The following is a 22425-nucleotide window of genomic DNA, read 5'->3' as shown; positions in this document are numbered from 1 at the left end:
GCGCCTGCTGCCACACCGCATCCCGCTTGTCCAACGGCGCGAACCCGGCCACATTCACATACCCGACCGGCGCGTTCTTCCCGATCGCCGCCGCCGCAATATCCGTGCCATACCCCGAGGATGGCACACCCCACCGACACCGAAAACCCCTCTGTCCTGGGGTCTCTCGCCAACCTCGCCGTCAGCCCCACCCTGCCTGGCGCTTTCCGCCCCCACACCGAGGTCGAACTGCCGCACCATTTTTCCGGTCCGGAAATCCCACCCCGCCAATTGATCTCGCAACCCCCCGGCTCTCACCACGGCAGGCTGGAACTACTCGACCCGGCCCACGTAGGGGTGGCCGAGACGGGCATCAGCCGATCAGTAGACCGGGCCGGTGTACTTCTCGCCCGGGCCCGCGCCGGGGGCGTCGGGGTATTCGGAGGATTCGCGGAAGGCTCGCTGCAGGGATTGCAGGCCGTCGCGGATGGGGCCCGCGTGGGGGCCGAGGTATTCGACGGAGGCGGTGACGAGACCGGCGAGGGCGGTGATGACGCGGCGGGCCTCGTCGAGGTCGAGGTGGGGGCTCGCGGACGGGTCGGGCTCGCCGAGGCCGAGCTTCTCGGCGGCGGAGCTCATGAGCATGACGGCGGCGCGGCTGATGACCTCCACCGCGGGGATGTCGGCCAGTTCGCGGACGACCTCGCCATCGATGAGGGCGGCGTCCGATAGGGTCGCGTCGTCGTTCATGGTTGCCTCGCTCATGGGGTAGAGCATCGCATCGCGCGGGTCGCCGCTGGTCGCGGGGGCCGCCGATTCGGAGCCTGCGGCTATGAGTGTTAGACTCTTCCGCGACGACCGTCCCGGACTGGTTACTGCAACCGACACGGGGCATCAAGTGGAGCCCGACTCCCACCGTCAACCAGCGGTTCCGATGGAACACAGCAAGGTTCGACGGTCCGGTCGCCCATCATTTACTTGATGGGTTCTGTGCGTGGGTTTTCCCTGCGTGCGGTGCGATGCGGCTTGTTCGCGTCGAAGATCGGTCGACTCGGGCCCCGTGGTGGTGAAATACCAACACGGGGCTTTCGTGTTGAAATTGGGGTTGCAGTTATTGCTTGCGGTCGTTGACGAACCGCTTGACCTAGGAGGCCCCATCAGCACTGAGACCCGCATCAACGATCGCATCCGCGTTCCCGAGGTCCGACTCATCGGACCCGGCGGCGAGCAGGTTGGGATCGTGCGTGTTGAAGATGCACTACGCGTCGCTCAGGAAGCTGACCTCGACCTGGTCGAGGTCGCGCCGGACGCACGCCCGCCGGTGTGCAAGATCATGGACTACGGCAAGTTCAAGTACGAGACCGCGCAGAAGGCGCGTGAGTCCCGGAAGAACCAGGTCCAGACCGTGATCAAGGAGCAGAAGCTCCGACCGAAGATCGATGACCACGACTACGCGACCAAGCGCGGCCACGTGATGCGCTTCCTCGAGGCCGGGTCGAAGGTCAAGGTCACCATCATGTTCCGCGGTCGCGAGCAGTCGCGTCCGGAACTCGGTTTCCGGCTCTTGCAGCGACTGGCCGCCGACGTCGCCGACCTCGGTTTCGTCGAAACTTCGGCCAAGCAGGACGGCCGGAACATGACCATGGTCCTCGCTCCCCACAAGGGTGCGAAGACGCGGGTGAAGGCCCAGAACGACGCGAGCTCGTCGCAGCAGCGCAGTAGTGCGCCCGCGGCGGCTCCGGCCGAAGCGCCGGCGACCGAGGTTGCGGAAGCACCCGTCGCCGAAGCCTCGGCGGCCACCCCGCAGCAGTAATAACGCCAAGCACCGGCGGCAGGGGCACAACCCTGCCTCCGGTACGAGACAGATAGAGGAAATTCCATGCCGAAGATGAAGAGCCACAGCGGCGCCTCGAAGCGATTCAAGGTGTCGGGCAGCGGCAAGCTGCTGCGTCAGCAGGCGAACCGTCGCCACCTGCTCGAGCACAAGCCGTCCACCCGGACTCGTCGTCTGGACGGCGTGGAGGTCGTCGCGAAGGCGGACGTCGCTCGCGTCAAGAAGCTGCTCGCCAAGTAATTCGGCTGAGCCAGCCGCTCGCGATCCGTTCGCGGACCGCCTCACCGACACCAACCTCCGGGCGCAGAACCCCGGGTCCCACGCGAGAGACCCAGCGCCCCCGAACGATCAAGGACTGAAAAGTGGCACGCGTCAAAAGGGCTGTGAACGCTCAGAAGAAGCGCCGTTCCGTTCTCGAGGCCTCGAAGGGCTACCGCGGTCAGCGGTCGCGCCTGTACCGCAAGGCCAAGGAACAGCAGCTGCACTCGCTCACCTACGCCTACCGGGACCGCCGGGCGCGGAAGGGTGACTTCCGTCAGCTGTGGATCACTCGTATCAACGCCGCCGCGCGTCTGAACGACATGACCTACAACCGCTTCATGCAGGGCCTCAAGGCCGCCGGCATCGAGGTGGACCGCAAGATCCTGGCCGAGCTCGCCGTCTCCGACGCCGAGGCCTTCGCCCAGCTGGTCGCCGCCGCCAAGGCTGCCCTCCCGGCCGACGTCAACGCCCCGGCCGCCTGATTCGGTCTGCGTGACAAAGCAATACCCGAAACGACCCGTGGACGTGCTCTCGCAGCACACACGGGTCGTTCCGTGTTTCCGGAGACTTTCGAACGGTAGGAGCGGATGGTCATGAGCGCTGACGTCATCGACTGGCGCAATTCCCGGATCGTCGCGGCCGTGAAGCTGCATCGCAGCCCGGTGCGGCGCAAGACCGGGCTGTTCCTCGCCGAGGGCGCGAATTCGGTGGAGGCCGCGCTCGAGACCGACCGGGTCGAGGAGCTGTTCTACTCCTCCCGGGCCGCCGAGCGTGAGCACGCACTGGTCGCGGGCGCGGCCGCGCAAGGGGTGCGGACCACGCTGGTCAGCGACCGGGCGGCGGAGATGCTCGGGGAGACGGTGACCCCGCCGGGCCTGATCGCGGTGTGCCGCCACGTGGATGTGCCGCTGCGCGAGGTCCTCGACGCCACGCCGCGCATGCTGGCCGTGCCCGTCGAGATCGCGGATCCGGGCAATGCGGGCACGCTAATCCGGGTCGCCGACGCCGTCGGCGCGGACGGCGTCGTGCTGGCCGGTGATTCCGTCGACCCGCACAACGGCAAGTGCGTACGCGCCTGCGCCGGAAGCCTTTTCCACGTCCCTGTAGCGCGGTCCCGCGACATCGACGCCACCCTGGACGCCCTGGAAGCCGCGGGCATCGCGATCCTCGCCACCACCGCCAAGGGCGAAGTCGACCTCGACGACGCCGACGACATCCTGCGCGGCCCCGTCGCCTGGCTGTTCGGCAACGAGGCCCACGGCCTCGACAAGGCCATCGCCGCCCGCGCCACCCACCGCGTCCGCATCCCCATCCACGGCCGCGCCGAAAGCCTGAATCTCGCTGCCGCAGCGGCCATCTGCCTCTACGCGAGCGCCCGCGTCCAGCACGCGCGCTGACCGTGCCCCGGAGCGATTGGGTGTGCTGGGGGATTGCCCGTAATCTTGGCGCGTGACATCGCCCAGCACTCTGCGGTCCGGTGCGCTGTCCCTGGTCTCCAGTGTGGTGATCGGGGTGGCGTCGGCGGGGCCGGCGTACAGCATTACCGCCACGCTCGGATTGGTTGTGGTGGCCGTCGGGGCGCAGTCGCCGATCATCGTGCTGCTGGCCTTCGTGCCGATGCTGCTGGTGGCCATCGGGTATCGGGATCTCAATGCGGTGGAACCGGATCCGGGGACCACGTTCGTGTGGGCGACGCGAGCGTTCGGGCCGTTCACCGGGTGGATGGCCGGGTGGGCGATCGTGGTGTCGGATCTGCTGGTGATGGCGAGCCTGGCGCAGATCAGCTCGCAGTACACCTTCCATCTGTTCGGGGCGCACGGCATCGGGTCGGACGGGACCAGCGTCTGGGTGCTGTTGCTGGGGATTGCCTATCTGATTCTCATGACCATCGTGGCGGTGCGCGGCATCGACGTGTCGGCGCGGTTGCAGTCGGTGCTGCTGAGCGTGGAATTCGGCATGCTGGTGGTGTTCTCGGCGGTCGCGCTGGGGCGGGTGGTGCTCGGGCACGGTCCGGACGGGTCGAGCCTGCCGAGCTGGGACTGGTTCAACCCCTTCGCCATCGGCTCGTTCTCCGACTTCGTGACCGCGCTGCTGCTGATGGTGTTCATCTACTGGGGCTGGGACTCGGCGGTCTCGGTGAACCAGGAGACCGTGGATCCGCGGCATACGCCGGGACGGTCCGCGGTGCTGTCCACCATCACGCTGGTGGCGCTGTATCTGCTGGTGACCGTGGCCGCGCAGGCGTTCGCCGGGACCGGGAAAGACGGTCTGGGGCTGGCCAATCCCGACCACGTCGACGATGTGCTGGGCGCGCTCGGGCGCGCGGTGTTCGGCGACAGCTGGATCGGGACGGCGGCGGTGTACCTGCTGTTCGGCATGGTGCTCACCTCGGCGGCGGCGTCCACCCAGACCACGATTCTGCCGACCGCGCGCACCACCTATTCGATGGCGCTGCATCACGCGCTGCCCAAGGCGTTCGGCCGCATCGATCCGCGCTTCCGGACCCCGGTGTTCTCGACCTGGGTGTTCGGCGGCGTCTCGGTCGCGCTGTACGTCGGGCTGAACTTCGCGTCCGGCGGCCGTCTGATCGCCGAGGCGGTGACGGCCATCGGCATCTCCATCGGCCTGTACTACGGCCTCACCGGCCTCAGCTGCGCGTGGCTGTATCGGCATGAATTCGCGGGCAGCCCAAGGACTTTCGTGGTGAAGGGCCTCCTGCCCACCCTCGGCGGCCTGGCGCTGCTGTTCGCGGCGGGCTGGACCGCGGTGACCTCCTGGTTCAGTGCGGTCTTCGTGCTCGGCGTGGGCACCCTGCTGATCGGCATCCCGATCTACCTGAGCCTGGCGCGCGTGATGCCGCCGTTCTTCCGCGGCGAGGTGCTGGCGCGCCGACTGCCGGAGCCGACCGAGGACATCATCGAGGCCGATGCCGATCCCGAGCCGGAAGTGTCGTTGCGCGGCTGAATCAGAAGATCTCGCCGCGGAGATCGACGAGCAGTTCGTCGGCCCAGGGCAATCGGACGGCGTCGGGTCCGAGTAGCCGCATCACCGTCAGGTCGATGAGCAGCATGCCCTTGCCCATGAAGCCGCGCAGCTCTTCCGGGGATGCGCCGGTGAGCTCGCGCAACAGCAGGTAGATCTTGCCGAAGCGCTCGCGGATGCAGTCGCCGATGGCCGGGTCGGAGGCCGCGGCCATGCCTTGCAGGAACACGCGCGGCAGATCGGGTTCCTGCAGGAAGTTGGTGAAACTCGGGCCCAGGGTGTCCAGACGCTGTTCGGGGGTCTCGTCGGGCGCGAACTGTTCGGCGGCGCCGCGGAAGATGTCCTCGATGCGGTCGCAGACACGTTCCAGCACGGCCAGGAACAGCTGCTGCTTGGTGCCGAACAAACGGATGACGTAGGGCTGCGAGACGCCCGCGCGGCGTGCGATGTCATCGGTTTTGGTTGCCGCGTATCCGGATTCGGCGAAGGCGGCGACGGCTGCGAGCAGCACTTCCTCGCTGCGTTCACCGGCGGTCATCCGGGTCCTGGTCATGGTGTCGCGACCTCCTCGTCAGCGGGGAATCCTGTCTGCCATTGACATGTTATCAGTCGATGCATACTCTCTAGTTATCAGTCGATTACAACAAGGACTTGGACATGACTGAAACACTCGAAACCTCTTCTCTCGCCGACAAAGTCGTTGAAGGTGCCCGTCAGCGTCCGCTGGCCGCGATCCTCACCGCAATCGGCATCCCGACGTTCATGGTCACCCTCGACAACCTGGTCGTGACCAACGCGCTCCCGGTGATCCGCACCGAACTGCACGCCTCGCTGTCGGACCTGCAATGGTTCGTCAACGCCTACACCCTCGCCTTCGCCTCGCTGCTGCTCACCGCGGCCGCACTCGGCGACCGGCTGGGCCGTCGGCGGCTGTATCTGGCCGGAATCGCCCTGTTCACACTGGGTTCCGCGGCCTGCGCGCTGGCCACCGAACCGTGGATGCTCATCGCCGCCCGCGCGGCCCAGGGCTTCGGCGGGGCCGCGGTGATGCCGCTGTCGCTGACACTGCTGTCGGCGGCGGTACCGGAGAAGATGCGCAGCGCCGCCATCGGCATCTGGGGCGGCATCTCCGGACTCGGCGTCGCGCTCGGCCCGGTGGTCGGCGGTGCCGTCGTGGAGGGCATCAACTGGCAGTGGATCTTCTGGATCAATGTGCCGATCGGCATCTTCGCGGTGCCGTTCGCGGCCCGCGTCCTCAACGAATCCTTCGGTGGCGCACGAGGGCTGATCCTGGCCGCCCGCATCGGACAGGGCGATGTGTCCGCGGGCAATTCGCAACTGCTCGAGGCGGTGGCAGTGGCCCTCGTCGGCACCTCGGTACTCGGGCGCGGCAAGCCGAACGTGTGGGGCACGGCCCTGGGAGCGGTACTGATCGGCATCATCTCCTCCGGCCTCACCATCGCCGGATTGCCCTACTACACACAGGATGTGGTCCAGGGCGGAGTGCTGGTGCTGGCGCTGATATTCAGTTTCACCCTGTCGGGAGGCAAACGAGCATGACCGAGGACTACCGGATCCTGGAACCCGGCGACATCCCGGGCTACCTGCGCGAGCGGGGAATGTTCGCCGGAAAACCCTTCGCGGACAGCGACATCGACGTCCACGAGGTCTCCGACGGCAATCTGAACCGGGTATTCATCGCCACCCATCGCGGAGACGGCCGCAGCCTGGCCGTGAAGCAGGCGCTGCCGTGGGTGCGCGTCGCGGGACCGTCCTGGCCCATGAGCCCCGCCCGCGCGACCGCGGAAGCCCGCGCCTACCGCCGGGTGGCGGCCGTCGCACCGGAAACCATTCCCGTGGTCCACGGTTACGATGCCGAGAACTACGCGCTCACCATGGAAAACCTGTCGGATCTGCGAGTGCTGCGCACGGTCCTCAACGAGGGCGGCGGCTTCGGCGGCGCGTCCACCGCGGTCGGCGTCTTCGTCGCCCGGCTGGCCTTCGCCACCAGCGATTTCGGCATGTCCTCCGCTGAACGCAAAGTCCTGCTGGCGGAATCGGTGAATCCGGAACTCTGCAAGATCACCGAAGATCTGGTGCTCGCCGAACCCTACGTCGGGCACGAGCACAACCACTGGCACGAATCGGTCGACGACCTCGCCGCCGAGTACCGGGCCGATTCGCGACTGCGCACCGAAATCGCCGAGCTGCGACACACTTTCATGTCCGGTGCGCAGTCGCTCGTGCACGGCGACCTGCACACCGGCAGCATCATGATCGGCGAACGCGACGGCGCGGAGGTGGTCCGCGTCTTCGACCCCGAATTCTCGTTCGTCGGCCCCGTCGGCTTCGATCTCGGCCTGTACTGGGGCAACGTGATCGTCGCCGAGAGCCGCGCCCGCGCTCTGGGCGGCACATCCACGCACACGGACGAAATCGGCCGGGCCTGGCAGGCTTTCGAGTCCGAATTCCGTGCTCTGTGGCCCACCCGCCTGGATACCTTCTTCGATGACGCCTACCTCGACCGCTTCCTGGCCCGGGTCTGGAGCGACGCCCTCGGCTACGCGGGTGCCGAAATCATCCGTCGCATAGTGGGTTTCGCCCACCTGTCCGACCTGGATTCGCTCCCCGACCCAGGTCCCGCCACCCGCCGAGCCCTGCTGATCGGCCGCGAACTGGTCCTCCAGCGTGCCGAGCTGAAGGACCCGCAGGCCGTACGAGAACTCATCGACCAGTACTAGCCGCCTATTTCAGGAACAGGCTGGTGGTCCACTGGCCGCGTTCCGTGGAGGGGGTGGTGACCTTGGTGAACAGGTGGGTGGCGGAGTCCGGGTCGGACAGCACGATCCAGGCGCGGCTGGTGTTGAAAGTTCCTGCCGCGCAGGACGGCTCGCAGTTGTTCACGTGATAGGTGCCTTCGCCGATGGCGACGTCGTTACCCCACACCTGCCAGGTGATATCGGTGAGGTACTGGTGCGCGGTCGAACACCCGTTATCCAGTCTTGCCGGTTTGGTCGCGGGTGCGCGGCCGGGGCAATCGATGACCTGTGTGTCGGTCGCACCCTTCTGCGCCGTGACCGGTGTCGCTCCGGCGCTGGGCACCAGCATCACCGCCACTGCCCCGAGCCCGGCAGCCAAAACCGTGCTACGTGCCACAATCCGATTACTCATCACTGCGGATCCCTCCCTCGAGACGTTGGCCACTCGGCCGGAACATGTCTCGACGGTAGAAACCGGCGCTTGGCAGGGACTATCGGAATTCCAATGGCACGAAGAGGAATGCCAGTATTTATCACGGCTTGCTGGAGGCCGCGGCTCGCTGCAGGATCGCTGCAACATCTTTCGCCGCACGAAAGCCTTTGACTCCCAATGACTGTCCCCGCAAGACCGATCCTGTCCGTCGTGATCCCGGTATTGAACGAGGCGCAGAGCATCCGGGCCACCCTCGACCGGCTCACCGCACAGGACGCCATCGACGAAATCGTTGTGGTCGACAACGGCAGCACCGATGAAACCCCCGACATCCTCGCCGCCTACGCCCTCGACAATCCGAAGGTGACCGTGGTCGACGAACCCGAACGCGGCGTCGCGCGCGCCCGCAACACCGGATTCGACAAGGCCCGTGGCGATTTCCTCGCCCGCACCGACGCCGACACCATCGTCGCCCCCGACTGGGCCGAGGTGATCCGCACCAACTTCACCGACCATCCCGAGTACGCCGCCCTCACCGGAATCACCACCTACTTCGATTCCCCGGTCGGCTTCTTCCTCGAGCTCGGCTACTGGCTGCAGGCCAAGCGCGGCCAACTCGGCGGTCGCGTCGGCAATATGCACGGCCCGAACATGGCCATCCGCGCCACCGCCTGGGATCAGGTCCGCGCCGACACCTCCGTCACCCCCGACGTCATCGACGACCTCGACCTGGCGCTCTGTCTCACCAAGCGCGACTTGCACATCGAGCAACCGACGACGATGCGCGCTCAGACTTCCGCCCGCCGTCGCCGCACCAGTCCGGCGAAGTGGTGGCAGTTCCAGCTGACCGGTCTCAACACGATCAGCAAGCACGGCTACAAGGTGTTGCCCTACCACCGCGTGATCATTACCGGCGCCTGGCTGTCACACACCATCCAGTGGCCGATCTACCGCCTCTGGGATTTCGACCGCCGCCGCTTCACCTTCCGCCCCGGCAAGGAGCGGATGTACCCGCTCGCCCACGGCGCGGCCTGACGTCAGTTCCGGTGGCCTCTCACAGAACCGTCTCGCCGTCGGACTCGGAGGCCTCGGTCCGGCGGCGGAGGACGTGTGGGATGCGGGCCGCGGGGGGAATCACGATGCCGGCATCGGCGAGGCGGTTGGCCGCCTGCTCGGGGTCCGCGGGCTGGCCGACCGTGGGGCCGTGCCCGATGGGGACCACCGAGTGGACGATGGTGTCCGGGTAGATGTGCACGTAGTTGAAGGCCTGCGCGCCGTCACGGCCGCGCTGACCGCCCTCGGCGGCGGCCATGTCCTGGCTGTAGCAGGTCGCCGAGGCCACCGAGACCGGGATGCCCGCGAAGGTGGCATGGCTCGAAAGATGGAGGTGGCCCGCGAGAATCGCGCGGACGTCGGTGCCGTCGAGGACGTCGGCGAGGCGGCGCTGGTCGCGTAGCTCCACCAGGACGGCCAGGTCCTGCACGCACGGGATGGGCGGGTGGTGCATGGCCAGCACCGTGCCGAACGGGGCGGGTTCGGCGAGAACGTCACTGAGCCAGGCCAACTGGTTGTCGGTGATCTCACCCCAGTGCTGCCCGGGGACGGTGGTGTCGAGGGCGATGACGCGCAGGCCGTCGAACATGTGGACGGCGTCGAACGGTGCGCTGGAAGGCTTCTCGTCGAGCAGGTGCTCACGCAGCGTGCCGCGCTCGTCGTGGTTGCCCGCCACCCACACCACCGGCGCGCCGATCCGCTCGGCCCACGGCTCCACCAGATCGCGCAGCTTGCGGTACGCGCCCGCCTCGCCGCGATCGGTGAGGTCACCGGTGAAGACGATGGCGGTCGGCGCGATGCGGCTGGCCTCGGCCTGACCCAGCAGGCTCTCGAGCCGCGCCTCGGCGTCGACCGCACCGTAGAGCTCGGTGTCGGCGGCGATCAGATGGGTGTCGCTGAAGTGGAAGAGCACGTGATCCGGCTTGGGATACTCGGCGACTCGTGTGATGTACACGGACATCCTCCCCGGCGTTGGTGTTGCGCCGTTGCTTGCCAACTGTGTCGACAGAGCTCGCTGCTGCTGACGATCGCACTTGCCGATATCGTCGCCAGAATAGCCAAGCCCGTTTCTTTCAGATTGCCCGCGGCCAGTGACGGCATGCTTGCGAGTAGGTGAGGTTTGGGTGTCGGGCTAATGCCCCGGGCTACCCGCCAGCACCGGAAGATGTTCCTGTTCACGCTGATGCAACAGAGCGCGGAATCGGCGCAGCATCAAGGTAGCGGTGGTGGCGAGACCGGCCGTCAACCCGAGCCAGACGCCCACGGCCCCCCAATGCAAGGGGAATGCGAACAACAACGCAGTGGGCAATCCCACACCCCAGTAGCCGACCAGGGAGAGCCGGAAGCCCGCCTTGGTGTCCTTGAGCCCCCGCAGCAGACCGACCGCAATGTTCTGCGCGGCGTCGAAGAACTGCAGGGCGATCGCCACCCACAGCAGGGTGTGCGCCACGTGCTCGGCCGCGGAGTCGCCCTCGGCCAGGAACGGCCGCAGCACCCAGTTCGGGACCAGCACATAGGCGAGCCCGGTGACGAGGGCGACCACGAGCGCGTACTTCAGCGCCAGCCGCGCCACCGACCGCGCGTGCGCGAACTCCTCGCGCGCCACCGCCCGGCTCACCAGGATCGACGCCCCGTGCGAGAGCCCGATCGCCACCTGGAACACGATGTACACGATCTGATAGACGACATTGTGGGCGGCCAGCGCCGCCGCCCCGATACTGCCCATCACCAGCGCCAGCACCGAGAACATGCCCGCCTCGGACCCGTAGGTGAGCGCGATCGGCGTCCCCAGCCGCAGTTCCTCCCACACCGTGGCCCGGTGCACCGGCCACATCCGAACCGGCAGTGTCGCACCGAGTTTCGGGTCGCGGCGCACCATCGCCCAGAACACCCCGAAGGTGATCAGGAAGACCAGCGACGTCGACACCCCGACCCCGGTCAGGCCCAGCGCGGGCAGCCCGGCCCAGCCGTGGATGAACGCCAAGGCCAGTACCAGGTTCAAGGCCACCGACCCGAGCGTCACCAGCAGCAGCGCCTGCGGCCGCTGCATCCCGACGGTGTACTGCCGCAACACCTGAAACCACAGGCACGGCAACAGTCCCGGCGCGAGCGCCACCATCATCGGCCGCGCCTCCGCCAGCACCGCGCCGTCCTGCCCCAGCCACCGCAACGCCCACCCCAGCCCGATCAGCAGCAGCCCGCCGAGCGCCCCGGCCAGCGTCGCGATCAGAAAACTCGACCGCACCACCCCCAGCACCTGCGCCTCGTACCGCCGCCCCTGCTTCTCGGCCCGGCTCACCACGGTCGCCACCTGATTGCCGGTCCCGGTGATCAGCCCGACGCACATGGTCCGAATCTGGTTGAACAACACCAGCGCCAGCCCGCCCGCCGCCACCTGCCGCACCCCCAGCGTCCCCATCAACGCGATATTGGTGGTCGACACCGCCACCTGCGCCAACTGGGTCAAAGCGATCGGCATGGCCAGCGAGGTCAGCTGCCGCCCATCGGATTGCCGTGGTGCGGCGCTCATTTCGAGGCAGCCTCGTTCACGGTCGCGGCGTCGGGCATGCGGATGGCGTAGGTCGTGGGCGCGCTCCCGCGCATGGTCGCGATGAACTGCGTCAGCGTGTTCGTCTCGTCGGTCAGCCGCCGGACATGCTTCTCGAGCGCCAGCCGGATCTGATCGTCGGTGCGGGACAGCAGCTCGCCGATCTCGTTGGCGGACAGCCCGAGTCGGTGCAGCGTGCGGATCAGCGTGACCTGCTCGGCGTGATCCGCGCCGCCCGCGTGCGGCAGTGCGGTGTCGAGATGACGCAGGAGCTCGATCTCGCGCGGATCGATCCGCCGCGGCGGCCGGTGCCGCCGCAGCAGTTCCACGATCTCGGTCTCCCGCGTCTTGTCGAGCAGGTGACGATCGTTCATCCACTTCTCGTCGAACACCGTGTCCAGGTACTTCTCGCCGTCGTCATTGATGATCACCACCACGACCGAATGCGGCGGAAACTCCTCGAGCCGAGCCAGCCCGGCCAATACCGAACTACCCGAAGACCCGCCGATCAACAGTCCGAGTTCCCCGGCCAGCGCGCGGGCGGTGGCGAAGGCATCCACATCGGAGACCTTGATCCGGTCCGCCTCGTCGATGAAACGCAGATCCTCCTCGACATGGATGCCCGGCGACGCGCCCTCCGGCGTCCCGGTCCCGGACTGCCAATAGTCGTGCGCCGGACCGCCGAACGCGATCGACCCCTCGGGCTCGACCCCGACCAGTCGCGGGTCGCAGCCGTGCTCCCGCAGCCCACGCGCCGTCCCGAACAGCGACCCACCGGTCCCGACCGCACCCACCAGAACGTCGACCTTCTCGAGGTCGTCCAGCAGCTCCTCGGCCAGCGCGTAGTAGCCGACCCCGTTGGCCGGATTGTCGTGCTGCGCCGGGAAGAACGCGGTCGGTCCCTCCCGCCGGGCCAGCTCCTCGGCGAGTTCCTCCCGCGCGGAGGTGGACAGCCCGTCATCGCCTTCCTCGGACACGAACACCAGCTCGGCCCCCATGGCGCGCATGGCGTTCAGCTTGGCCGCGCAGGCGTGATGATCGACCACCGCGGTGAAGCGGTACCCGCGCTCACGGGCCACCACCGACAGCCCCAATCCGGTGTTGCCCGAGGTGGATTCGATGATGTGCCCGCCAGGGGGCAGCACCGCCCGCCGTTCGGCATCCAGCACCATGGCCCGCGCCATCCGAATCTTGGCGGCTCCGGTCGGATTCCGTGTCTCGAGCTTCAGCAATAGCCGCGATCCGGTCACCGCGCTGACGGCCAGTTCGAACAGGGGCGTCTGTCCGATCAATTCCGACACACGCCTCGCGATAACCGGCATCGAGCGCTTCTCCTTTGTCGTGGTGCACGGTTGAATTCGACGCTACTTCGATGACGATTCCGTGAATAGCGTTTTGCCTCTGTGCACCCTAATGCACGGGCAGTCGCCAGCTCCATAGCGAAATAGCTGGTAAATCACGTATGTCTGATTTTCGGGCGGTCAACGCCCTTCGATCGACCAACGGAAGCCCGCATAGCCGGAACTTCCCGAGCATTCGGTCAGCAACACTTTCGGCGGCAGCGTCATGCCGTGGAAGTCCGACTCGTTTGAATCCATCATGTATCCGGACGTGTTCGGATAGACGAGTAAGTCGCCCGTGATCGCGGCGCGGGGGAGGGGGATTCGGCGCCAGCTGAGCATGTCCTCTTCCAGGCACGAGGATCCGCCGACGCAGGTGGGGGTGATCGCGCCGGAGTCTTCGGGCCAGAGGACCGGGTCCGGTAAGAACTCGCTCTCGAACCATTGTTCGGACAAGCTGAAACTCGTGCCGTTCACGGTGAGGATGTCGTAGTCGATTCCGTCGGTTTTCCGAGTTTTGACGCCCTGCACGGTGAATACGGTGCATCCGGCGTGGTCCAGGAGTGCGCGGCCCGGCTCGATCGCCATCATGAGTCCCGCTTCGCGCAGACGGGATCCGAGGTTGTCGTGTTTCAGGACGGCCTCGAGCATGGCGGGGCCGGGGACCGGGCAATGGTAGGGATAGAAGCGTTTCGGGTCGAGGGCACGGCCGCGATGGAACCAGCGCGAACTCACGCCGTCGCGGAAACTCTCCCAGGCGGCCCGTGGGACGTAATCGACGCCGAAACCGCCGCCGATGGAGATGGTGCTCACCGGATGGCCGAGGGTGCGGGCCTCGAGGCAGCGGTCGATCAGGGCGGCGGCCAGTTCCGCGCGCGGCGCGGCGTCGTAGCCGGTGAGGTGAAAGCTGAAGCCCTCCAGCCGGATTTCCTTGGTGTCGATCTCCACCAGGGCGCGGTCGAGTTCACCGGCGGTCAGGCCGAAACGACTCGTCGAGCCCTCCGGCAGCACTCGCAGCAGTACGCGGGCGGGGAGGTCGAGCGCGGTCAGGCGGATCAGCTCGGCCGGATCGTCGATGGCGATCAGCGCGCGATGCCGCGCCGAGAGTTGCAGCAGCCGATCGGATTTGGCCGGTCCGGTCACCACGAGGTCGGTGCCCAGCACGCCGCCGCGCAGCGCGGCCGCCAGCTCGTCGGGGCTGGAGACATCCACGCCGACACCGGTCGTCGCGCACGAATCGACCACGCACGGCGATTTGTTGGCCTTCTTGCCGTAATAGATCGCACCCGCGACCTGCGCACGCTTGAACACCTGCTGGAAGGCCTCGATATTGCGGGTGATCCGGGCCGGGTACATGAGATGGAAGGGACCGCCGATGCCATCGGCGATGGTGCGCAACAGATTCGGGTGATCGAGCAGTCGTCGTTCCCAGTCGTCGCGGTGCGCGGGCAGCGGGGTCGCGGTGATGTCGGAGATGCCGGGCGACACGGTCAGCGGATTCAGGATGTCGGTCAGCGTGCTCCCCGTTCGTCGGCGGGCCGAGAACATCTCAGTCCCATAGCGACACCTCCGTTCCGCGGCCCTCCGCGATGGCCCGGTTGGCGAGCGCGTGCGCGACGGCGATATCGGTGAGCACCAGCCCGCTGTTGTAGACGAAGAGGCGTTCGTCGTCGGTGAGGCGGCCGACCGCGCGGTGGTCGAGAATCTGGGGTAGCTCGGCGTCGACCCGGCGTAATCGGCCGTCGGGACCGGCCATGTCGGTGCCGGTCAGGGCCATCTGCTCGGCGCTGGTGGCGACCACGCGGTCGGCGTCGGTGAGGGTGGAGGGGGCCAGGCCGTAGCCGACCAGCACCACGGTCGCACCGGGGGCGAGGTCCTTGGACTCGATGGCGACACGGGTGCCGGGACCCGCGGTGGCGAGGATGACGTCGGCCTCGCGCGCGGCGCTGTGCGGATCGCTCACGATCTCCAGTTCGGCCTGCGGATGATGCTGCAGCAGTTGCTGATACACCGCCTCCAGGCCCTCCGGATGGGTACCGTAGAGCATCAGCCGATTGAGGTGCGGGTTGGCGGCCAGCAGATGCGGCAGCGCGTTGCGGCCCTGGGTGCCGGTGCCGATCAGCAGCACACTGCGGGCGCCGGGGCGGGCACACTCGCGCACCAGCAGCGCCGACACCGCGGGTGTGCGCAGCGCCCCGACGCGGGCGCAGTCCATCAGGGCGATCGGGGTGCCGGTGGCGTCGTCGTAGAGCGAGATGGTGGTGAAATAGCGCTTGTTCGACCGATCGTGGTGCGGGTCGAACTTGTAGCTGGTCTTCATGGCCACCACCCGGCGGCGGCCGTCGCGGCCCAGCATGGCATAGGCGACCGACCAGCCGTCCGGATGGGCCACGCTGAGCTTGCGGGGGTTGTCCGAATCACCGCCCGCGAACGCGAGATACGCGTCTTCCACGGCGCGCACCACCTCGGCGGGGGAGATCGGGACGTCGGCCAGGTCGCTACGGGACAGGACCCGCAGCGGGGTAGTTCGGGCATTCACGTTTTGTTCCCTCGGCTCGTGCGGAACGGTGCCACCACCCGCTGGCCGTACCCGTCCTCGGCCGCTTCCGTCGCGCGCCGACGCTGCGGCAGCCGGATGTTCACCCGCTTGAGCCAGCGGTCGGTGCCGTCGTAGCGGGGGGTGAACGGCACCCGCCCGTGCACCACAACGTCATTGTCCACCAGCAGCAGTTCTCCGGGGGCCAAAGCGGCGGTGATGCAGACCCTTTCGAGTTCGGCGGCCAAATGCCGGTACGCGGACCGGAATTCGGGGTCGGCGTCGTCGAGCGGGGTGTACGCGGGGTCGAAACGCAGGGTCAGCTGCCCCTCGTCGATGCCGAGGGTGGCGACCGCGGGTGCCGGAGCGTGGTCGAAACCGGTGCCGTAGGAGACATCGGGCAGGATCGGCAGTTGCGGCCGCAGCAGCGTGTCTCGTTGTGCCGCATCGAGTTCGGTATTGCGCACCGAGGACACCGTGGTCCCCACCAGATCCGGGTTGCGCAGGCAGCCCAGCATGAGCAGGTTGGCGCGGTCGGGGTGGAAGGCGTCCTCGGTGTGCGGGCTGAGCAGAGTGGTGCTGCTGGCCCCGGACTGCTCATGCTCGTGCCCCGGGGTCGGCACGATGTTGTTGACCAGCCGCCCGCCCTGCTGTCCCTCCCAGCCGAAAGGCTCACCGGCACAGCGGGCCAGCAGCAGCATGGCGATGTCGAGTTCGAAGGACGCCGAGCGGTGCGCGCGGTCACCGGCCTGTGCCGCGGCCTCGCGCCAGTCGTGCGGGGTGTGCCCGAGTTCGTCGTCACCGATGGCGAGCGGGCGGATGACGGTCACGCCCGAAGCGGTGGCGGGCGGGCGCATGGCCTCGTGCACGGCGTCGGGCAGCCGCCCGTACTTGGCGTCGATGTGGCGCAGCAGGACCGGATGCGAGAGCGTGGTCGCTATCTCCGGGTGCGCGCCTACTGTGACGGCGATCTCAGCAGCGAGGTGGCGAATGGCGCGGGCGGCGGATTCCGGCAGGTCGCGCCGTTCGATGTCCGCGGGGTGAAGCGTGGAACGTTCGGAGAGAACGCTTTTCACCAAGGGAAGGGCCTTCCTGGCTCGGTGGTGACGAGGTGATCTAGCTCCGGCCAACGACCGTATTCGGCCCTCGTTAATTTGGCAAGGCTTACCTAAAGGCGTGTTGAAGAAATAGCTGATCGGTATCAGACGGTAGCCGGGAGATTAGCGGAACCTGCTCGGTGCACGCGACTCGGGCGAGCCGCGTTCACGTTCCTCGCCCCGCGGGCGATCCATCTGGATGATGAGAGGAGTGCGAACACGAATGGCCGACCTCCGGGCCCTACCGACCCGCGCCGGCCTCGTTGGCACGGTGGCCGCGCTGCTATTGCTGACCGGTTGCGGCGCAGTGCATCTCACCCCCGTTCCGGATGACATGCCGCCGCCCGTCGGCGCCCCGATCCCGGCGATCGACCTGGATGCGCCGGGGCGCAGCGCCATTCAGCTCGAGAGCTGGGCGAAGGAACAGCATGCCAGCACGGGGATACCTGTGACCGCGCTGGAGGCGTACGGATATGCCGCCGCGGTGATGGCGCGCTCCAAACCCGAATGCGGCATCGGCTGGACCACTCTCGCGGGCATCGCCAGCGTGGAGAGCCAGCACGGCTCGCATGGCGGCTCCCACCTCGCCGACGACGGGACGGTGTCGCCACCGATTCGCGGTCTGCCGCTGGACGGTTCGCCGGGGCGGGCGAAAATCCTGGATGTCAGCTCCACCGAGGCGAATCCGGTGTACGTGCGCGCCATGGGCCCGTTCCAATTCATCCCCGAGACCTGGCAGCGCTGGGGCGTGGACGCCAATGGCGACGGGACGATCGATGCGGACAATATCGACGACGCCGCGCTGACCGCCGCCCGCTACCTGTGCGCCATGGGCGGCAACCTCACCACCGTCGACGGCTGGCAGAAGGCCCTGCTCACCTACAACCAATCGACCAGCTACATGAACACCGTCCGCTACCGCGCCGCCGCCTACAGCGTCGGCCGCTCGGCCTGACCCGGCAATCAATCCAGCCGGTTTATATCTTGTGACCACGCCGATGGGGGGCTGCGCCCGCTCGATCGCGGCACAGTAGGCTCGTCAGCGCACGGGTTCGCCGTGCGACCTGCCGAGTCAGCAGCCGAAGGAGTGTCGTTTCGTGGCCATCATCGAACAGGTCGGAGCTCGCGAGATCCTGGATTCGCGTGGCAACCCCACCGTCGAGGTCGAGATCGCTCTCGACGACGGCACCCTCACCCGCGCGGCCGTGCCCTCCGGCGCGTCCACCGGTGAGCACGAGGCCGTCGAGCTGCGTGACGGTGGCGATCGCTACCAGGGCAAGGGCGTGCAGAAGGCCGTCGAGGGCGTCCTCGACGAGATCGCCCCGGCCGTGATCGGTCTCGACGCCGTCGAGCAGCGCACCGTCGACCAGACCCTGCTGGATCTGGACGGCACCCCGGACAAGTCGCGTCTGGGCGCGAACGCCCTGCTGGGTGTTTCGCTGGCGGTGGCCCGCGCGGCCGCCGAGTCCTCGGGCCTGGAGCTGTTCCGCTACGTCGGCGGCCCGAACGCCCACGTCCTGCCCGTCCCGATGATGAACATCCTCAACGGTGGCGCGCACGCCGATTCCGGCGTCGACGTGCAGGAATTCATGATCGCCCCGATCGGCGCGCCGACCTTCAAGGAGTCGCTGCGCTGGGGTGCCGAGGTCTACCACACGCTGAAGTCGGTGCTCAAGGCTCAGGGCCTGTCCACCGGTCTGGGCGACGAGGGCGGTTTCGCGCCGTCGGTCGCCAACACCCGCGCCGCGCTGGATCTGATCGCGTCGGCGATCGAGAAGGCCGGTTTCAAGCTGGGCAGCGAGATCGCCCTGGCCCTGGACGTGGCCGCCACCGAGTTCTACACCACCGGTGAGGGTTACAAGTTCGAGGGCAAGCTGCACACCGCGGCCGAGATGTCGGACTTCTACGCCAACCTGCTGACCGCCTACCCGATCGTCTCGATCGAGGACCCGCTGTCGGAGGACGACTGGGACGGCTGGGTTTCCCTGACCGACTCCATCGGCGACAAGGTGCAGATCGTCGGCGACGACCTGTTCGTCACCAACCCGGAGCGCCTGGAAGAGGGCATCGCCAAGGGCGCGGCCAACGCACTCCTGGTGAAGGTCAACCAGATCGGCACCCTGACCGAGACCCTGGACGCGGTCGACCTGGCCCACCGCAACGGCTACAAGACGATGATGTCGCACCGGTCCGGCGAGACCGAGGACACCACCATCGCCGACCTCGCGGTCGCCGTCGGCTCCGGCCAGATCAAGACCGGCGCCCCGGCCCGCTCGGAGCGCGTCGCCAAGTACAACCAGCTGCTGCGCATCGAGGACGCCCTGGGCGACTCGGCTCGCTACGCCGGTGACGTGGCGTTCCCCCGTTTCGCGTTCGAGGGCTGACATAGTCGAAGGCTGAGCCTCCGAACCAATGGGGGTTTCAGGGGTTTGCGCCCCTGAGACCCCGAAAAGGTAAGGGGTTTCAGGGATTCCCCCTGAAACCCCGGGAGTTTGGACAATCGGCTGATATTCGAGGTGTGAGATGACAGAGCGACGGGCGCGCGGTACCAGTCCGGCAGGACGCGGTGATCGCCGCCCGTCGCGCTCGTCACGGGCCAAGAGCACCTCGAGCGGCGGCAAGCAGACGACTACCACCGCGAAGAAGACCACCAAGACGGCTCGGTCGGAGTCCGGTTCGGGAGCCGCTCGGACGAGCAAGCGCCGCACCACCGCCGCCGCGAGTTCCGAACGGCACGAACGCAAGATCCTCGGCCTGTCCACCGGTCGGGCGGTGCTGCTGGCCGCGGTGCTGTGCGGGCTGGCGCTGACGCTGGCGGTGCCGCTGCGCACGTATTTCACCCAGCGTTCCGACGCCCACGAGCTGGCCCAGCAGCATCGCCAGCTGGAACAGGACGTCGCGGACCTGCGCGATCGCCGTGCCCAGCAACAGGATCCGAACTACATCCGGGCGGAGGCGCGCGACCGGCTGCGCCTGGTGATGCCGGGTGAGACGCCCTATATCGTGCAGATCCCCGATATCGAGCAGCCCGCCATCCCGCCCCCGGCCACCAAGGCCAAGGCGCCCGACCCCTGGTACACGCAGGTGTGGCACAGCATTTCGTCGCCACAACCGGCCGCCACCCCGGGCGCCGCCGCAAACCCGAACACCCCGCCGCCCACTCCGGAAGGACAACCCAGGTGACCGCAGCCGAGAACGAACCCAGCGAGCGCGATCTCGCGATCGTCGCCGAGCAACTGGGCCGGACTCCGCGCGGCGTGCTGGCCGTGGCCTACCACACCCCCGACGGCCTGCCCGCGGTCGTGAAGACCGCGCCCAAGCTGCCCGACGGCACCCCCTTCCCGACCCTCTACTACCTCACGGACCCGCGCCTCACCGCCGAGGCCAGCCGCCTCGAGACCACCGGCCTGATGCGCGAGATGTCCGAACGCCTCACCCGCGACCCGCAATTGGCCGCCTCCTACCGCGCCGCCTACGACAGCTACCTGTCCGAACGCAACGCCATCCTGGACCTCGGCACCGATTTCGCCGGCGGTGGCATGCCCGACCGCGTGAAATGCCTGCACGTCCTGATCGCCCATTCCCTCGCCAAGGGGCCCGGTCTCAACGTCCTCGGCGACGAAGCCGTAGCCCTGGCCGCCGACCACGGCTTGCGCGGCACCGCGATTCCGGCAGACTGGCCGAAATCCGAGGATTACCGCACCGATTCGCCCGCCGACGGCGAATAGCATCCGCACTAGTCGAATTCAGAGGTCAGGCATGAGCAACGCGGAATTCGCCCAGAGCGCGGCCGGAGCCGGGAGCGCGGCGGCCGACGGGCATGAGCGGATCGCCGCGGTCGATTGCGGGACCAACTCGATTCGACTGCTGATCGCCGATGTCTCGCACGACGCGAATGACAAGCCGACGCTGCTCGACGTGCATCGGGAGATGCGGATCGTGCGGCTGGGGCAGGGCGTGGACGCGACGGGGGCGTTGAATCCCGAAGCGATCGAACGCACTCGGGTGGCGCTGCACGATTACGTCGAGCTCATGCTGAAGCACGGGGTTTCGCGGGTGCGGATGACCGCGACCTCGGCGACGCGGGACGCCTCCAATCGCGAGGACTTCTTCACCATGACCGGCGTCGAGCTGGGCCGGGTGGTGGCCGGGGCGCAGGCCGAGGTCATCACCGGTGACGAGGAGGCGCGGCTGTCGTTCGCGGGCGCGGTGGGCGAACTCTCCAGTGCCGAAGGGCCTTTCGTGGTGGTGGATCTCGGTGGCGGGTCCACCGAGGTGGTGCTCGGCGACGCCGACGGTGTGCAGGCCGCGTACTCGGCCGACATCGGCTGCGTGCGAATCACCGAGCGCTGCCTGCACGGCAATCCGCCCACCCGTGAGGAGGTCGCCTCGGCGCGCTTCTTCGCCTCGGAGCGACTGGCGCAAGCGTTCGGCGTGGTGCCGGTGGAGCGGGCGCGCACGTGGGTGGGCGTGGCCGGGACCATGACCACGATCGCGGCGGTGTCGCTGGATCTGCCCGAATACGATTCGGAGCGCGTGCATCTCACCCGGCTGCCACTGGCCGAACTGCGCAAGGTCTGCGATCGGCTGATCGGGATGGACCACGACGAGCGGGCCGCGCTCGGGCCCATGCATCCGGGGCGGGTCGATGTGATCGGCGGTGGCGCGGTAATAGCCGAAGTGCTTGCCGACGAGCTGGCCCGGCGCGCCGGGATCGGCGAGCTGATCGTCAGCGAACACGACATCCTGGACGGCATCGCGCTCTCGATCGCCTGATCAGGCCGGTTATCAAGCGGATTGAGGGCTTTTGTCCTCCGCCCTGCTCATCCTTAATTTTCTCCGAGCCATCCTGAGCTTCCCGCAAGCAATTGTGACGTAGGTTAACACCTGAGGTTGCTGTCAGATTGCCCCATATGGGAAGGTCTCGGGTATGTCAGGAGTAGCCAACCCCGCGAAACCGGCCACCGAACGGACCTTGTTCGGCCACCCCATCGGTATCGCGAATCTGTTCGGTGTCGAGCTGTGGGAACGATTCTCGTTCTACGGCATGCTCACGATCCTGGGTTACTACCTGTACTACACGGCCGCCGACGGCGGCCTCGGCATCTCCAAGTCCACCGCCACCGGCATCGTCGGCGCGTACGGCGGCCTGGTCTACCTCTCGACCGTGCTGGGCGCGTGGGTCGCCGACCGCATCCTCGGCTCCGAACGCACCGTCTTCTACGGCGGCGTCATCGTCATGGCGGGCCACATCGCCCTGGCGGTCCTGCCCGGACTGACCGGTGTCGGTGTGGGTCTGGTGCTGGTCGCGCTCGGCTCCGGCGGGTTGAAGGCGAATGCCTCCTCGTTGCTGGGCACCCTCTACGACAAGGACGATCCGCGCGCGGACGGCGGCTTCACGCTGTTCTATCTGGGCATCAACCTGGGTGCGTTCGCCGGTCCGCTGATCACCGGGCTGCTGCAGGATCACGTCGGCTTCCACTACGGCTTCGGTGCGGCCGCCGTCGGTATGGCCATCGGCCTGACCCAGTACGTGGTGTTCCGGAAGAACCTCGGCGAGCACGGCCGCGATGTGCCGAACCCGCTGCCGCGCACCGCGATTC

At 67.7% G+C, this 22425-nt stretch carries 23 protein-coding genes; 14 read left to right on the top strand and 9 right to left on the bottom strand.

The window, feature by feature from the left end; translation table 11 throughout:
- Positions 1-360: 360 nt before the first annotated feature.
- Positions 361-729: a DUF1844 domain-containing protein gene (locus tag ACWELQ_RS08700; RefSeq protein ID WP_452396423.1), complete on the bottom strand. Its 369-nt coding sequence runs from the start codon at positions 727-729 to the stop codon at positions 361-363.
- A 355-nt stretch (positions 730-1084) separates the two neighbouring features.
- Between ACWELQ_RS08700 and infC the strand changes: the two genes are divergently transcribed.
- The 5 genes from infC (at position 1085) to ACWELQ_RS08675 (ending at position 5038) form a co-directional block, all read left to right on the top strand.
- A complete protein-coding gene (gene infC / locus ACWELQ_RS08695) occupies positions 1085-1792 on the top strand; it encodes a translation initiation factor IF-3 (RefSeq protein ID WP_452396422.1) in 708 nt (235 codons plus the stop codon).
- A gap of 66 nt (positions 1793-1858) precedes the next feature.
- Positions 1859-2053 (top strand): 50S ribosomal protein L35, encoded by a 195-nt coding sequence (gene rpmI / locus ACWELQ_RS08690; protein WP_040856904.1) that lies wholly within the window; start codon positions 1859-1861, stop codon positions 2051-2053.
- Between the two features lie 122 nt (positions 2054-2175).
- Positions 2176-2556, top strand: coding sequence for a 50S ribosomal protein L20 (gene rplT / locus ACWELQ_RS08685; protein ID WP_040807291.1), 381 nt, complete (start codon positions 2176-2178; stop codon positions 2554-2556).
- Between the two features lie 111 nt (positions 2557-2667).
- A complete protein-coding gene (locus tag ACWELQ_RS08680) occupies positions 2668-3471 on the top strand; it encodes a TrmH family RNA methyltransferase (protein ID WP_452396420.1) in 804 nt (267 codons plus the stop codon).
- Between the two features lie 52 nt (positions 3472-3523).
- Positions 3524-5038: an APC family permease gene (locus ACWELQ_RS08675; protein ID WP_452396419.1), complete on the top strand. Its 1515-nt coding sequence runs from the start codon at positions 3524-3526 to the stop codon at positions 5036-5038.
- Position 5039: 1 nt separating this feature from the next.
- Here the strand turns inward: ACWELQ_RS08675 and ACWELQ_RS08670 are convergent, their stop codons facing one another.
- Positions 5040-5609 carry a TetR/AcrR family transcriptional regulator gene (locus ACWELQ_RS08670; protein ID WP_452396418.1) on the bottom strand — a complete coding sequence of 190 codons (570 nt, stop codon included), beginning with the start codon at positions 5607-5609 and terminating at the stop codon, positions 5040-5042.
- A 104-nt stretch (positions 5610-5713) separates the two neighbouring features.
- On the opposite strand from ACWELQ_RS08670, the gene ACWELQ_RS08665 reads away from it, so the two are divergent.
- Together ACWELQ_RS08665 and mtnK are read left to right on the top strand one after the other, a co-directional pair.
- On the top strand, positions 5714-6616 hold the full coding sequence (locus ACWELQ_RS08665; protein ID WP_452396417.1) for an MFS transporter: 903 nt from the start codon (positions 5714-5716) through the stop codon (positions 6614-6616).
- Entirely contained in the window at positions 6613-7797 is a 1185-nt protein-coding gene (gene mtnK, locus ACWELQ_RS08660; RefSeq protein ID WP_452396416.1) for an S-methyl-5-thioribose kinase, read from the top strand. Before ACWELQ_RS08665 ends, mtnK begins: the two co-directional genes overlap by 4 nt.
- Positions 7798-7801: 4 nt before the next feature.
- Here mtnK and ACWELQ_RS08655 read toward each other — a convergent pair whose 3' ends face one another.
- Positions 7802-8227, bottom strand: coding sequence for a hypothetical protein (locus ACWELQ_RS08655; protein ID WP_452396415.1), 426 nt, complete (start codon positions 8225-8227; stop codon positions 7802-7804).
- Between the two features lie 231 nt (positions 8228-8458).
- Between ACWELQ_RS08655 and ACWELQ_RS08650 the strand changes: the two genes are divergently transcribed.
- The gene (locus tag ACWELQ_RS08650; protein ID WP_452396414.1) at positions 8459-9283 is read left to right on the top strand and encodes a glycosyltransferase family 2 protein; all 825 of its coding nucleotides are present in this window, start codon (positions 8459-8461) and stop codon (positions 9281-9283) included.
- 19 nt (positions 9284-9302) lie between these two features.
- On the opposite strand, the gene ACWELQ_RS08645 is transcribed toward ACWELQ_RS08650, so the two are convergent.
- From ACWELQ_RS08645 to ACWELQ_RS08620, 6 genes are all read right to left on the bottom strand, one after another.
- Positions 9303-10256: a metallophosphoesterase gene (locus tag ACWELQ_RS08645; RefSeq protein WP_452396413.1), complete on the bottom strand. Its 954-nt coding sequence runs from the start codon at positions 10254-10256 to the stop codon at positions 9303-9305.
- A 177-nt stretch (positions 10257-10433) separates the two neighbouring features.
- Positions 10434-11831: an MATE family efflux transporter gene (locus ACWELQ_RS08640; protein WP_452396412.1), complete on the bottom strand. Its 1398-nt coding sequence runs from the start codon at positions 11829-11831 to the stop codon at positions 10434-10436.
- Positions 11828-13171 carry a pyridoxal-phosphate dependent enzyme gene (locus ACWELQ_RS08635; RefSeq protein WP_452396411.1) on the bottom strand — a complete coding sequence of 448 codons (1344 nt, stop codon included), beginning with the start codon at positions 13169-13171 and terminating at the stop codon, positions 11828-11830. Before ACWELQ_RS08635 ends, ACWELQ_RS08640 begins: the two co-directional genes overlap by 4 nt.
- Before the next feature lie 159 nt (positions 13172-13330).
- Entirely contained in the window at positions 13331-14737 is a 1407-nt protein-coding gene (locus ACWELQ_RS08630; protein WP_452396410.1) for a Y4yA family PLP-dependent enzyme, read from the bottom strand.
- Between the two features lies 1 nt (position 14738).
- Positions 14739-15728, bottom strand: coding sequence for an ornithine cyclodeaminase family protein (locus ACWELQ_RS08625; RefSeq protein WP_452396409.1), 990 nt, complete (start codon positions 15726-15728; stop codon positions 14739-14741).
- On the bottom strand, positions 15725-16801 hold the full coding sequence (locus ACWELQ_RS08620) for a TauD/TfdA family dioxygenase (protein ID WP_452396421.1): 1077 nt from the start codon (positions 16799-16801) through the stop codon (positions 15725-15727). The genes ACWELQ_RS08625 and ACWELQ_RS08620 overlap by 4 nt, the downstream gene beginning before the upstream one ends.
- Positions 16802-17045: 244 nt before the next feature.
- On the opposite strand from ACWELQ_RS08620, the gene ACWELQ_RS08615 reads away from it, so the two are divergent.
- From ACWELQ_RS08615 to ACWELQ_RS08590, 6 genes are all read left to right on the top strand, one after another.
- A complete protein-coding gene (locus ACWELQ_RS08615; protein WP_452396408.1) occupies positions 17046-17777 on the top strand; it encodes a lytic transglycosylase domain-containing protein in 732 nt (243 codons plus the stop codon).
- 142 nt (positions 17778-17919) lie between these two features.
- Complete coding sequence (gene eno, locus ACWELQ_RS08610; protein ID WP_452396407.1) at positions 17920-19206, top strand: phosphopyruvate hydratase; 1287 nt, start codon at positions 17920-17922, stop codon at positions 19204-19206.
- A gap of 139 nt (positions 19207-19345) precedes the next feature.
- Positions 19346-20005 carry an FtsB family cell division protein gene (locus ACWELQ_RS08605; protein WP_452396406.1) on the top strand — a complete coding sequence of 220 codons (660 nt, stop codon included), beginning with the start codon at positions 19346-19348 and terminating at the stop codon, positions 20003-20005.
- On the top strand, positions 20002-20550 hold the full coding sequence (locus ACWELQ_RS08600) for a DUF501 domain-containing protein (protein ID WP_452396405.1): 549 nt from the start codon (positions 20002-20004) through the stop codon (positions 20548-20550). The genes ACWELQ_RS08605 and ACWELQ_RS08600 overlap by 4 nt, the downstream gene beginning before the upstream one ends.
- 31 nt (positions 20551-20581) lie before the next feature.
- Entirely contained in the window at positions 20582-21598 is a 1017-nt protein-coding gene (locus ACWELQ_RS08595; protein ID WP_452396404.1) for a Ppx/GppA phosphatase family protein, read from the top strand.
- A 154-nt stretch (positions 21599-21752) separates the two neighbouring features.
- Positions 21753-22425, top strand: a 673-nt coding sequence (locus tag ACWELQ_RS08590; RefSeq protein WP_452396403.1) for a peptide MFS transporter, incomplete at its 3' end; no start/stop codon positions are given.

The sequence above is a fragment of the Nocardia sp. NPDC004722 genome, from assembly GCF_053601505.1.
The sequence above is the reverse complement of the archived record's forward strand: the minus strand, read 5'-3'. Positions and strand labels throughout refer to the sequence as shown.